At 71.8% G+C, this 12,548-nt stretch carries 8 protein-coding genes, 1 tRNA gene and 2 pseudogenes; 7 read left to right on the forward strand and 4 right to left on the reverse strand.

Annotation, left to right across the window (positions count from 1 at the left end; genetic code table 11):
• Window positions 1-14 precede the first annotated feature (14 nt).
• Window positions 15-3,101 carry an efflux RND transporter permease subunit gene (locus ME121_RS21610; RefSeq protein ID WP_059409573.1) on the forward strand — a complete coding sequence of 1,029 codons (3,087 nt, stop codon included), beginning with the start codon at window positions 15-17 and terminating at the stop codon, window positions 3,099-3,101.
• A 331-nt stretch (window positions 3,102-3,432) separates the two neighbouring features.
• On the opposite strand, the gene ME121_RS21615 is transcribed toward ME121_RS21610, so the two are convergent.
• A complete protein-coding gene (locus ME121_RS21615; protein WP_059409574.1) occupies window positions 3,433-3,933 on the reverse strand; it encodes a DUF6428 family protein in 501 nt (166 codons plus the stop codon).
• 35 nt (window positions 3,934-3,968) lie between these two features.
• Window positions 3,969-4,715, reverse strand: a complete 747-nt coding sequence (gene arsH, locus ME121_RS21620) for an arsenical resistance protein ArsH (RefSeq protein WP_059409575.1) — start codon at window positions 4,713-4,715, stop codon at window positions 3,969-3,971.
• A 50-nt stretch (window positions 4,716-4,765) separates the two neighbouring features.
• Here arsH and ME121_RS33985 point away from each other — a divergent pair.
• The 4 genes and pseudogenes from ME121_RS33985 to ME121_RS21635 form a co-directional block, all read left to right on the forward strand.
• Window positions 4,766-4,957: pseudogene (locus ME121_RS33985) on the forward strand (ArsR/SmtB family transcription factor); the annotation flags it as partial.
• 159 nt (window positions 4,958-5,116) lie between these two features.
• Window positions 5,117-5,554 carry an arsenate reductase (glutaredoxin) gene (gene arsC / locus ME121_RS21625; RefSeq protein ID WP_043073457.1) on the forward strand — a complete coding sequence of 146 codons (438 nt, stop codon included), beginning with the start codon at window positions 5,117-5,119 and terminating at the stop codon, window positions 5,552-5,554.
• Window positions 5,555-5,588: 34 nt separating this feature from the next.
• Window positions 5,589-6,884 (forward strand): arsenic transporter, encoded by a 1,296-nt coding sequence (locus ME121_RS21630; protein WP_029360904.1) that lies wholly within the window; start codon window positions 5,589-5,591, stop codon window positions 6,882-6,884.
• A gap of 7 nt (window positions 6,885-6,891) precedes the next feature.
• A complete protein-coding gene (locus tag ME121_RS21635) occupies window positions 6,892-8,052 on the forward strand; it encodes an MFS transporter (RefSeq protein ID WP_059409576.1) in 1,161 nt (386 codons plus the stop codon).
• A 937-nt stretch (window positions 8,053-8,989) separates the two neighbouring features.
• On the opposite strand, the gene ME121_RS21645 is transcribed toward ME121_RS21635, so the two are convergent.
• Window positions 8,990-10,279, reverse strand: a complete 1,290-nt coding sequence (locus ME121_RS21645) for a flavin monoamine oxidase family protein (protein ID WP_059409577.1) — start codon at window positions 10,277-10,279, stop codon at window positions 8,990-8,992.
• 59 nt (window positions 10,280-10,338) lie between these two features.
• Window positions 10,339-10,596, reverse strand: a pseudogene (locus tag ME121_RS33990) (transposase); the annotation flags it as partial.
• A 505-nt stretch (window positions 10,597-11,101) separates the two neighbouring features.
• Between ME121_RS33990 and ME121_RS21650 the strand changes: the two are divergent.
• Together ME121_RS21650 and ME121_RS21655 are read left to right on the forward strand one after the other, a co-directional pair.
• A tRNA-Ile gene (locus tag ME121_RS21650) sits at window positions 11,102-11,177 on the forward strand.
• Between the two features lie 258 nt (window positions 11,178-11,435).
• Entirely contained in the window at window positions 11,436-12,536 is a 1,101-nt protein-coding gene (locus ME121_RS21655; RefSeq protein ID WP_059409578.1) for an adenylate/guanylate cyclase domain-containing protein, read from the forward strand.
• Window positions 12,537-12,548: the final 12 nt, after the last annotated feature.

The raw sequence follows: 12,548 nt of genomic DNA on the forward strand, positions 1-12,548 counted from the left end.
GCCAGGGCCGCCCGATGCGCCTGAACGTCTCCGCCTGGGCGATCCGCAATCCCATCGCGCCCCTCGTCCTGTTCCTGGTGCTGGTCGTGCTCGGCCTCGTCAGCTTCCGCGGGCTCGCGGTGACGAAGATGCCCAACGTCGACGTGCCCATCGTCTCGGTGGCGATCACCCAGTCGGGTGCGGCACCGTCCGAGTTGCAGACCCAGGTCACCAAGTGGGTCGAGGACTCGATTGCCGGCGTGCGGGGCGTCAAGCACATTACCTCGGCCATCACCGAGGGCTCCTCGGTGACCACGGTCGAGTTCCGGCTGGAGGTGAACACCGACCGCGCCGTCAACGACGTGAAGGACGCGGTCTCGAAGATCCGCATCAACCTGCCCCGCACCATCGACGAGCCGGTGATCAGCCGCGTCGAGATCGCCGGCCTGCCGATCCTCGTCTACGGCGTGAAGGCGCCCGCGATGACGCCCGCCGACCTCTCCTGGCTGGTCGAGGACAAGATCGCCCGCGCGCTCCAGGGCGTGAAGGGCGTGGGCGGCGTCGAGCGGGTCGGCGGCGTCGCGCGCGAGGTCCGGGTCGTGCTCCAGCCGGACCGGCTGCTGTCGCTCGGGATCACCGCCGCGGACGTGAACCGGCAGCTGCGCCTCACCTCCGCCGACATGGCGGGCGGGCGCGGCGAGGTCGGCGGGCGCGAGCAGTCGATCCGGACGCTCGCCGCGTCGCGCACCCTGCGCGACCTCAAGGCCACCGCCATCGTCCTGCCGGGCGGCCGCAAGGTCCGGCTCGACGACCTCGCACGCGTCGAGGACGGTATCGAGGAGCCGCGCACCTTCGCGCGCTTCAACGGCGAGCCGGTGGTCGCCTTCGCGGTCTCGCGCGGTGCGGGCGCCAGCGACGCCGAGGTCGCGGCTGGGGTGCAGAGGAAGATCGCCGAGTTCCAGGCGAGCTATCCCGATCTGCAGTTCGAGCTGATCGATTCGTCGGTCTCGTCGACCATCGGCTCCTACGATTCCGCCATGCACACCCTGATCGAGGGGGCGCTCCTCGCGGTCATCGTGGTGCTGCTGTTCCTGCGCGACTGGCGCGCCACGCTCATCGCGGCGGTGGCGCTGCCCCTCTCGGTCTTCCCGACCTTCTGGGCGATGGACGCGCTGGGCTTCACGCTGAACGGCATCAGCCTGCTCGCGATCACGCTGGTGACCGGCATCCTCGTGGACGACGCCATCGTCGAGATCGAGAACGTCGTCCGGCACATGCGGCTGGGCAAGTCGCCCTACCGAGCGGCCATCGAGGGCGCCGACGAGATCGGCCTCGCGGTCATCGCCATCACGGCGACCCTGATCGCCGTTTTCGCCCCGGTCTCGTTCATGCCGGGCATCGCCGGCCGCTACTTCATCCAGTTCGGCCTCACCATCGCGGTCTCGGTGTTCATGTCGCTGCTCGTGGCGCGCCTCATCACCCCGATGCTCGCCGCCTACTTCCTGCGCGACCGCGGCCACCACGACGAGCGCGAGGGACCGGTCATGCGGGCCTACACGCGCCTCGTCGGCTGGTCGGTACGCCACCGGGTCGTCACGCTGTTCGCCGGCCTCGCGCTGTTCGCCGCCTCCATCGCGTCGACGGGCCTGCTGCCCTCGGGCTTCATCCCGAAGCAGGACAATGCCCGCACGCTGTTCATGGTCGAGCTGGCGCCGGGCGCGAAGCTCGCCGACACGGTGGCGGTGTCCGACCGGGTGGTCTCGCGCATCCGGGCGCTGCCCGAGGTGACCTCGGTCTTCGTCGACGGCGGACGGCAGGTCGGCGGCAAGAAGGAGACCCGGCTCGCGACCCTGACCGTCAACCTCACGCCGAAGGCCGCGCGCGCCAAGCGCCAGTGGACGGTCGAGGCCGAGATCGCGGCCCTGCTCGCCGAGGAGCCCGACATCCGGTCCTGGACCCTGCGCGACAGCGGCCAGCGCGACCTCGCCCTGGTGGTGAGCGGTCCCGACGCCGACGTCGTCACGGAGGTCGCCGCGCGGCTGCAGCGCGACATGGCCGCCATCCCGCACCTCGTGGCGGTGATGTCGACGGCGCCGCTGAACCGGACGGAGGTCCGCATCCGGCCGAAGGAGGGCGTGGCGGCCGATCTCGGCGTCTCGACCGACGCCATCGCGGAGACCGTCCGGGTCGGGACCATCGGCGACATCGGCCTGAACCTCGCGAAGTTCAACGCCGCGGACCGCCAGGTGCCGATCCGGGTGCAACTGCCCGAGAGCGCCCGCGGCGCCGTCTCACGGCTGGAGAACCTGAAAGTGCCGGCCAAGAACGGGGCCGCCGTGCCGCTGGCGGTCGTGGCCGACATCGAGCTCGACCAGGGACCCGGCGCCATCGACCGCTACGACCGGGCGGTGCGCGTGGCCGTCGAGGCCAACATGGAGAACTCGGAGGCCCTCGGGACGCTCATCGCCGAGGCGCTGCGGACGCCGACGGCCAGGAATCTGCCGCCGGGGGTGACCATCAAGCAGACCGGCGACGCCGAGATCATGGGCGAGGTGTTCTCGGGCTTCCTGATGGCGATGGGCGCCGGCATCATGATGGTCTACGCGGTGCTCGTCCTGCTGTTCGGCTCGTTCCTGCAGCCGCTGACCATCCTGTTCTCGCTGCCTCTGTCCGTCGGCGGCGCCATCCTCGGCCTGCTCCTCTTCCAGATGCCGATCTCGATGCCGGTCGTCATCGGCATCCTGATGCTGATGGGACTGGTCACGAAGAACGCGATCATGCTGGTCGACTTTGCGGTCGAGGAGATGGGCCGCGGCGTCGACCGGGGCACCGCCATCGTCGAGGCCGGCCGCAAGCGGGCGCGGCCCATCGTGATGACGACCATCGCGATGGCGGCGGGCATGGTCCCGTCCGCAATGGCGCTCGGGGTCGGCGGCGAGTTCCGGGCGCCGATGGCGGTGGCGGTCATCGCCGGCCTCATCGTCTCGACTCTGCTCTCCCTCGTCTTCGTCCCGGCCGTGTTCCTGCTGATGGACAGCCTGGGCAGACTCCTCGGCCGACTGCTCGGCCGCTTCGTCGGCCCGCGGGACGAGGCGTCCGGCCACGCGGCGGCGACGCCGTGAGCCACCCCTTCCGCCCCACGTTACAACGGAATCCGATGACCGCTCCCGTCTAGCGGCCCCGTTCGCCTCGGTGACCGCCGCCGAGTCCGGCCGAGCCGTTCGGGACTTGGCTCACGGGAGACGGTCGCGCCCGAATCCGGACCGAGCGGTGCGGATCCGACGCGTCCCGCCTGTGTGGCTTCATCGTCTGGGGTAGAGACCCGTTCGACGGGAGCGGCAGGCCGAAGGTCGACCGATCCAACCCGAACCCGGCTTGGCAAGCCCGACCCAGCCCGGCCACCGGACGCGTGCGCCGCGCCCTTGTGCCGACGGTCGTCGAAGGGACAGCACCTCAGCAGCAGCGCGCGTCGTCTCGCCGCTTCGCCTCAAGCCATCGATCACGAGGCTTGCAGCTCGCCACGCGCGGCGCCAGGGCCACGCTCAGCACATCTCCTGACCGGACGGGGGCGTCAGCGCGATGGAGCTGCATCGGCGCGACTCCGTCGCTGACCTCGAAGGTGAGCCGGGCGCCCGGGTCGAGGCCGACGTGCTCCGACACCGTGCGGATGATCTCCGCGACCTTGCCGGCGGTCATGTGGGTGCGGTCGCCGTCGACCACGTCCCAGAGCTGGACGAAGATCTCCGACCAGGCTTCCGGGTTGGCCCCGCAGTCGAGGGCGGCGAACTGCCCGGCCTTCACCTCGGTGACATGATAGCCGCGCTCGATCGTCCGGCCGGCGTAGCTGAACACCAGGGGCGCGGCCGGCTGCGCGTCGCAAGCGGCGAGCAGGGCACCCAGCGGAATGTCCGTGGCGGCCGGCGCCATCCGGTCCGGGCGGTCAAGGGTCGGCATCGGCGCGCTCCACGGGTCGTTTCTCGGGAAAGGTCTCAGCGCTTCACAAAGCCGATATCGGCGGCCACCGCGCTCAGCCGCTCCGGCTCGCGCTCCTTCCGCTCGCTGTAGCGGTCCACCAGGTAGTCGGCCCGCTCGCGGGTCAGGAGCGTGAACTTCATCAACTCCTCGCACACGTCCACGACGCGCTCGTAGAGCGGCCCCGGCTTCATCCGGCCGGCGTCGTCGAACTCCTTGTAGGCCATCGGCACGGACGACTGGTTCGGGATGGTGATCATACGCATCCAGCGGCCGAGCAGGCGCAGGCTGTTCACGGCGTTGAAGCTCTGCGACCCGCCGGACACCTGCATGACGGCGAGGGTGCGCCCCTGGGTTGGTCGCACGCTGCCCTCGGAGAGGGGCAGCCAGTCGATCTGGCTCTTCATCACGCCGGTCAGGTTGCCGTGCCGCTCGGGCGACACCCACACCTGTCCCTCGGACCAGATCGACAGGGCGCGCAGCTCCTGCACCTTCGGGTGGTCGGCGGTCGTGTCGTCGGGCAGGGGCAGGCCGCGGGCGTCGTAGATCCGCACCTCGCCACCCATGGCTTCGAGCAGCCGAGCGGCCTCGTAGGCGAGGAACCGACTGAACGAGCGCTCGCGCAGGGAGCCATAGAGGATCAGGAACCGGGGCGCATGGGTGAACGGCGCGGCCGAAACCGCGCTGGCGCGGGTCGGCACCACGAAGTGCGTCTGGCTCAAGTTCGGCAGGCCATCGGTGAAGGGCTGTGCAGGCTTGTCCAAGGATCGGCTTTCTTGTACTTTCAAACGGTAATTTGAAGATTGTAACGAAAATGGACGAGCCGCAAGCCCTCGCCGCGTTCGCGGCCCTCGCCCAGGAACATCGCCTGCGCCTGGTGCGGGCGCTCGTGACCGCCGGTCCGGGCGGCCTGGCCTCCGGCGCTCTGGCCGAGGCGGTCGGCGTCTCCGCCGCCACCGTCTCCCATCACCTCAAGGAGCTGAGCCACGCCGGGCTGGTCGCCTCGCGGCGCGAGGGCCGCTCGATCATCTACAGCGCCGCCTACCCGGCGCTGTCCGACCTGATCGCCTTCCTGATGAAAGACTGCTGCCAGGGCCGCCCGGAAGTCTGCGCTCCGGCGATGGCCGCGCTGGCAACCTGCTGCCCCCCCCCGGAGAAACCGCCCATGGCTGAGCCGTTCGATGTCGTGATCTACCACAACCCCGCGTGCGGCACGTCCCGCAACACCCTGGCGATGATCCGCAACGCCGGCATCGAGCCGCATGTGGTCGAGTACGTCAAAACCCCGCCCGCGCGGGCGCTGCTGGTGCAGCTCCTCGCCCGCGCCGGCCTGAGCGTCCGCGACGTGCTCCGGGAGAAGGGCACGCCGTTCGCCGAACTGAAGCTCGGTGATCCGACGCTGACCGAGGAGCAGCTGCTCGATGCCATCGAGGCGCACCCGATCCTCATCAACCGCCCGCTGGTGGTGACGCCCAAGGGCGTGCGCCTCTGCCGGCCCTCCGAAGCCGTGCTGGATCTCCTGCCGGTGCAGCGGGGCGAATTCGTCAAAGAGGACGGCGAGCGGGTGGTGGACGAGCACGGCCGCCGCGTCGCCACCGCCTGAGCCTCACGCCGAGCCATAAGAAGAAACCGCCCGGATGCTCGCGCTCGCCATCTTCCTCGCCACCCTCGTCTTCGTCATCTGGCAGCCCAGGGGCCTCGGGATCGGGTGGAGCGCCTTGGCCGGCGCGGGCGTCGCCCTCGCCACGGGGGTGATCCATCCGGGCGATGTTCCGGCGGTCTGGCACATCGTTTGGGACGCGACGTTCACCTTCGTGGCGCTGATCATCATCTCGCTGCTGCTCGATGAGGCCGGGTTCTTCCACTGGGCGGCCCTGCACGTCGCCCGTTGGGGCGGTGGCCGGGGCCGGCGGCTGTTTCCGCTGGTCGTGATCCTCGGCGCGGCCATCGCGGCGGTGTTCGCCAACGACGGCGCCGCGCTGCTGCTCACCCCGATCGTGCTGGCGATCCTGCTCCGGCTCGACTTCACGCCGGCGGCGGCCCTGGCGTTCATCGTCGCCTGCGGGTTCGTGGCGGACAGCACCTCCCTACCGCTGGTGATCTCCAACCTCGTCAACATCGTCTCCGCCAACTTCTTCGACGTGACCTTCGGCCGGTACGCGGCCGTGATGGTGCCGGTGAACCTGGTCTCCCTGACCGCGACGCTGGTGGTGCTCCGGGCCTACTTCCGGCGCGACGTGCCGGCGGCCTACCCGGTGGATGCGCTGGAGCGTCCGGCCGGCGCGATCCGCGACCCGCTGGTGTTCCGGGCGGCGTTCCCGCTGCTCGGCGCGCTCCTGCTCGCCTACTTCGTCACCGCGCCGTTCGGCGTGCCGGTCTCGGCCGTCACCTGCGCCGGCGCGGCCCTGCTCCTGCTGCTCGCCGGCCGGGGCCGGATCATCCCGATCCGCAAGGTGCTCACCGGCGCCCCCTGGCAGATCGTCCTGTTCAGCCTCGGCATGTACCTCGTGGTCTACGGCCTGCGGAACGCCGGCCTGACCGACGAGCTGGCGAAGGGCCTGGTCTGGCTCGCCGGGTACGGCCCGTGGGTCGCCACCATCGGCACCGGCTTTGCGGCGGCCGTTCTGTCGTCGGTGATGAACAACATGCCGAGTGTGCTGATCGGAGCGCTCTCGATCCAGCAGGCCCCGGACCTGTCTCCGCTGACCCGCGAGCTGATGGTCTACGCCAACGTGATCGGCTGCGACCTCGGCCCGAAATTCACGCCGATCGGCAGCCTCGCCACCTTGCTCTGGCTGCACGTCCTCGCCAGCAAGGGTCAGAGGATCACCTGGGGCCAGTACATGAAGGTCGGCCTGGTCATCACCCCGCCCGTGCTGCTGATCACGCTGCTGGCGCTGGCGGCCTGGCTACCGCTGCTCGGCACCTGGTAGGCGGCCCGTGTCCGAGGCTCGCCGCTGGCCGGTGATCTCCGCCCTCGGCGTGGTGCAGATCCTCACCTGGGGGTCGTCGTTCTACCTGCCGGCGGTGCTCGCCGGCCCGGTCGCGGACAGCACCGGCTGGCCGCTCGCCTGGGTGGTCGGTGGCCTGTCCCTCGGCCTGTTGGTCGCCGCGTTCGCCTCGCCGCATGTCGGCGCCGCGATCCACCGCCACGGCGGTCGCCCGGTGCTGGCGCTGGCAGCCCTGCTGCTTGCGGCCGGGCTGACCACGCTGGCGCTCGCGCCGGCGCTGCCGGTCTACCTGGCCGGCTGGCTGCTCCTGGGCCTCGGCATGGGCTGCGGGTTGTACGACCCAGCGTTCGCGACACTCGGCCGGCTCTACGGCGCGGCGGCGCGGCCGGCGATCACGAGCCTGACGCTGTGGGGCGGGTTCGCCAGCACCGTGTGCTGGCCGCTGTCGGCGTTCCTGGTCGCGCATGCCGGCTGGCGGGGGGCGTGCCTCGCCTACGCCGGCCTGCACCTCGCGGTGACGCTGCCGCTGGTGCTACGGCTGATCCCGAAGGCCCCGGCGCTGCCAGCGGCGGCACATCACCAAGCCGGCGCCGGCCCGCTGACGACTCCGGAGCGGCGGGCGTTCCTGCTGTTCGCCGGGGTCCTGGTGCTCGGCGGCGCGATCATGGCGCTGGTGTCGGTCCACCTGATTACCCTCTTGCAGGCGCGCGGCGTAGCGCTCGCTTCGGCGGTCACCTACGGGGCGCTGATCGGCCCGGCGCAGGTCGGTGCCCGCATCGTGGAGATGTCCTTCAAGGGGCGGCACCATCCGCTGTGGACGCTGACCGCCGCGTTCGCTCTGGTCGCCCTCGGCGTGGCCCTGCTCGCGTTCGGCCTGCCCGGCGTGGGGCTCTGGCTGGTGCTGTACGGCGGCGGCAACGGGATCTACTCGATCGCGCGGGGCACGGTGCCCTTGGCGCTGTTCGGCTCCGTGCGCTACCCGCTGGTGGTCGGCCGCTTGGCCCGGCCGGGCCTGATCGCGCAGGCTCTGGCTCCCCCAGCCGGCGCGGTGGTGCTCACCCATGCCGGCCCGGATGCGCTGTGGTGGTTGCTGCTCGCTCTCGCGCTCGCCAATCTCGGGCTGGTCGGCGCGCTCTGGCGGACACGGTAGTTGATCTCACCGCGCCATCCGCCTCCATCCCCGATCCGACCCCTCCACCGGCCGGCCTCGGTCGGAAGCGGAACCTTCCCTACGGGACGCCAGGGGTGCGTTCGGTCACCGCCCAGCGCTGCCGTTCGAGTCCGCGGCCTGGGATCATCCCACCGTCTGGCCGCCGCCGGCTGCCCTGCCGCCAAGCCAGGACCGTCACGGCGACCGGCGACCCGCCGAGGACCATAGTGGCGATGCCGATGACCGCCGTCGCGACCGGTGTCGCGATGAGGAGGCCGTAGAGGCGCGACCCGGGGAGCAGGATGAGGCACAGGGCGGTGACGCCGACCTGCGTGACCGTCTCCAGGAGCGGCCGCAGGCAGGTGACAGGCAGGGGAGCACCGCGAACTGCCCGAGGAAGAACCGCCAGGGGCCGAGCATCCCGAGGGGACCGTCCGGCGGCGGGTGACCCGGAACACCGTTCCACTCTCGGCCGATCCGCGCTCGGACGGCATCGTGGCCGAGGACATGACCGCGGTCCGGATCGGGCCGGACATGCGCATGGCCGCCGCCCCCTCGTGTCTCGCCGGGCGAGCCAAGCCGCGGCGCCCGGAGGACCTCACCGCCCGCGCCTGCATCAACCCGCGCCTGCCGACACAAGGCAGATTCCACGCCCGGGAGTTCGGGAAGGACGGGCGCGAACCGAGGGTGCGGGTCGAGGGGCCGTTGGTGTTCAACACCGAGGCGCTGCGCTCCTCCAGGCCGCCCTGGACGGGTCCGGGATCGCCTACCTGCAGGACGGCGAGCGGGCGCACCGGGAGGCCGGGCCCCTCGTCCGGGTGCGGGAGGACTGGTGCGGCCCGTTCCCCGGCCGTCACCTCCACTTCCCGAGCCGGCGCGGGCCGGAGCCGGCGCTGGCCGTGCTGGTCGAGGCGCTGCGCGACCGCGACCGAGCTCGCTATCCGGCCGCCCGCGGCCCCGCGGCGGGGGCGACGCGCCGCCCGGAACGGGCCCGTTCCCGAAGCGCAACCAGGGCCTCGTCGGCGGCCCTCTGCCCGCTGTCGTGGGCCCCGTGGGCGGTCGTGAAGTCGAAGGGGTGGGTCGCCTCGCCGGCGAAGAACAGCCGGTCCTCGAAGGGCCGGGCCAGCCGTGCCCGCGCCTCGGATCGGCCCGGCACGGCGCAGCTATACGCGCCGCCGATGGACGCCATCCGGCTCCACGACGTCGCCGCCAGCGGCCGGATGGCCGACGCCACGTCGTTGCCGAACAGGGCGGCCAGTTCCGCCGCGACGTGGGCGAAGCCGGCGGAGGGGCCCTCCTCCTCCACGAGGCGGGCACCGTCGCCCCCGAGGAACGCCTCGATCACCGGCCAGCCGTTGGGTCGGATGGAATAGGCGGCAGACCTCGGGTCACGCAGGTTTCCGTAGGCGTGGGTGCCCGGTCCGAACGCGGTGTCGCGTCCGATCTCCAGAAAGATCTTCTCGTTGCGACCCAGCGGCAGGGCGGCGGCCGCCTCGCGCCAGGGGTCGACCTCGGCGGGAAGGCGGATCGCGTCGCCGGCCAGGATTGCGGTCGAGACCGTGAGGATGGCCGCCCCGGCGCGGACGGTGCCGGCGCGGGTGGCGACGGCGACGCCGTCCGCCGTCACGTCGATCCGCTCGGCGGGGGTGCCCAGCCGCAGCGTCGTCGAGGACGGCAGACTGGCGGCGACGAGCGTGCCGTAGCCGAGCGGCAGGTGCCAGTTCCGGCCGGTCGAGGCATCGTCGTAGGCGAGGTAATCAGTGGCCGAGATCTGCTCGGGCCCCACGCCGCTCATGAACCCGGCGATGGCCCGGACGTAGGCGTTCCAGGCGCCGCCGGGCGCGAGGGCATCGCTGGCCCGGTCGCTGCCCGCCGCAACCGTGCGGAGCCGCTCCTCCCACTCGCCGTACGCCTTCCGCGCCGCCGCCTGGTCGTCCTCGTCCTCGGCGATGCTCGGGTGTGCCTTCGCCCATGGCGGGTCGCCGCGATCGACCGGGAAGCCCGATGCCTCGGCGATGCCGACCCACGCGTTGCGGTCGCCCGAGTGGAGCCACTCGCAGCCGAGGTCGAGCGGGTAGCCCCCGAGATCCTGCGTGTACGCGCGGCCCCCGAGACGCGCGGATGCCTCGACCAGCAAGGCCGATGCGCCGTGGTCCGCGAGCCTCCGCGCGGCGCCGATGCCGGCGGCGCCGCCCCCTACGATGATGACGTCGAACCCGCTGGTCATGAGATCTGGAGACAGGGACAAAACCGTTCGGCCTGAGCGTGGCAGACGAGGGCGCAGGCGAGCATCGCCGGGTGCAGCGCGGCCCAGACCCTGGGCGCCTGCCATACGCCCGGTCGCCGCCCGCGCGTCTTGCCGCCGCGGCCAACCCCCGCGCGCGGCAGGTGCCTCCACGGCGGTCCCGCGCGCAGGACCAGGACGATACCGGCCGACCCGGCTCGATTCGCCACGCGCGGCCGACCATGCATCAGCTTCTCAGGCTCCGGCGGCAGAAGCGGCTCCACGACGGCCCACAGGTCGCCAGGCACGGGAGCGTCCATGACCTCTCAACTCGACCAGACCGGTTTTGTCCCACGCCGCGAGGCTTCGACGTTGTAGCACCCGCCGAGGCTGGAGATCTCGGTCGGCTCCCCCCGCCGCCTCTCGGATGGCTTCGGAAAGGCCGGTAACGGTTTTCGCCTTCTCGAAGCCGACGAGCGCCGGGAAGCGGCCGTCGCCGCGGCCGTCGGTTCTCACGAACGGCTCCTCCCGATCCTCCTGTGGGCGGGCTCACCTGGAGGAGGGAAAACGCCCGTAGGAGGATCGCCACCGCCGTGCTCGGTGGGCAGCCGTTCCGCGGACCGGCGATGCCGTGCTGTCCCATCGCCCGCCACGCGACGCTCGACCGGTCACGAGGACGGGACTCGGTTACCGACCCGAGTGCTGCCGGAGCCGGGATGGCCCGCGCCTGTTCCAGCGCACCGGAATGGACCGGAATGAGGGGGAAACCGGGGTGACGAGACGGGACGGTTCGGGTATCGCTTCTCTAGGCGTCTCCGCTCTGTCGGGCCTGTAGCTCAATGGTTAGAGCCGGCCGCTCATAACGGTCTGGTTGCAGGTTCGAGTCCTGCCGGGCCCACCAGCCTCCCGCGGTCGCGCGGGATCCGCCGGGTGGCAGGCCCCGGAGCGGACGCGCGGCGCGCCGCCTGTGGCCGCGCGGCGACACAGGCCGACGACGTCCTGTGGACGGCGCGAATCGTTCCGGATCGGTCACGGTTGACCGGCCAGTCTGCGGCCCCGACCCACCCGTCGCGGCACGCGTCCGCCCTCTCGCCTTCGCCCACCGCCATCGCGTAGGTCCAACCGTGCCCGCCGCCACGCTCGACCTCGCCGACAGCCCATGCTCCCACAGTACCGCTGGCTCTGGGCCCTGACCCTCCTCCTCGCCTCCGGCGGGGCGGGTCTCCTCTACAACCTGCTCTTCGTCGGCGGGGCCTCGATGCTCGCCGGCCTCGTCTACGCCCTGGCGGTGGGCGGGACGGTGCTGGCCTTCGTGCCGGGCCTGGCCCTGTCGGGGCTGCAGACGCGGCTGCGCCGCCTGCCGGCGCTGGTCTACATGCTCGCGGCCGAGCTGCTGTACGTGGTGCTGATCACGCTCGGCTGCGCCCTCGGCGGGCTGGTCGTCTGGGCCTTCGACCTCACCGGCGACAGCCTGTCCACGGCGGTGCGGATCACGCCGCGCTTCCTCGCCTACTCGCTGGCCGTGTCGGCCCTGCTGGTCTTCGTCATGCGCATGCGCGACCTGATCGGCGGCGAGGTGTTCGTGAACTTCATGATCGGCCGCTACCACAAGCCGGTGCAGGAGGAGCGGATCTTCCTGTTCCTCGACGTCGTCGGCTCCACCGCCTTCGCCGAGACCCACGGCGACCTGCGCGCTCAGGACTATCTCAGCGCGGTGTTCGCGACCTTGGCCGAGCCGGTTCGGCGCAACGCCGGTTCCACGGACGACTTCATCGGCGACCTCGCGATGATCACGTGGCCGATGAAGCGCGGCCTGAAGGACGCGCGCTGCGTGACCTGCGTGTTCGAGGTGCTCGACCGGATCGAGGCGGACGCCGCGGTTTGGCAAGCCCGGTTCGGCACGGTGCCGCGGCTGCGGGCGGCCCTGCACGGCGGCCCCGTGGTCACGGCCGAGGTCGGGGTCGACCGCCACAAGATCGCGTATTTCGGCGACGCCGTGAACGTGACGGCGCGGATCGAGGCCCTGTGCCGCCCGCTGGGCGTCGGCATCCTGATCTCGCAGGATCTCCTCGACCGGCTGGACCGGCTGCCCGACGGCGTCCGCGCCCGCGCGCTGGGAACGCACGCCCTGCGCGGCCGCGGCGCGCCCCTGGCGGTCGCCACCCTCGAGCGCGGGGCGGCGCCGGACCGGCTGATCCCGGAGCAGAGGCCGGCGCCGCCGGTGCTGGACCGCGCCGAGGCCGTCGCGGGACCGCGCTAGGCTCCCCGTCTC

It is taken from the genome of Methylobacterium sp. ME121, assembly GCF_000974725.1.
GTDB lineage: Bacteria > Pseudomonadota > Alphaproteobacteria > Rhizobiales > Beijerinckiaceae > Methylobacterium > Methylobacterium radiotolerans.

Excerpts from the sequence above, each read along its gene's own strand:
- ME121_RS21610 (WP_059409573.1), top strand. The coding sequence starts at position 15 with ATGCGCCTGAACGTCTCCGCCTGGGCGATCCGCAATCCCATCGCGCCC.
- ME121_RS21615 (WP_059409574.1), bottom strand. The coding sequence starts at position 3,933 with ATGCCGACCCTTGACCGCCCGGACCGGATGGCGCCGGCCGCCACGGAC.
- arsC (WP_043073457.1), top strand. The coding sequence starts at position 5,117 with ATGGCTGAGCCGTTCGATGTCGTGATCTACCACAACCCCGCGTGCGGC.
- ME121_RS21630 (WP_029360904.1), top strand. The coding sequence starts at position 5,589 with ATGCTCGCGCTCGCCATCTTCCTCGCCACCCTCGTCTTCGTCATCTGG.
- ME121_RS21645 (WP_059409577.1), bottom strand. The coding sequence starts at position 10,279 with ATGACCAGCGGGTTCGACGTCATCATCGTAGGGGGCGGCGCCGCCGGC.
- ME121_RS21655 (WP_059409578.1), top strand. The coding sequence starts at position 11,436 with ATGCTCCCACAGTACCGCTGGCTCTGGGCCCTGACCCTCCTCCTCGCC.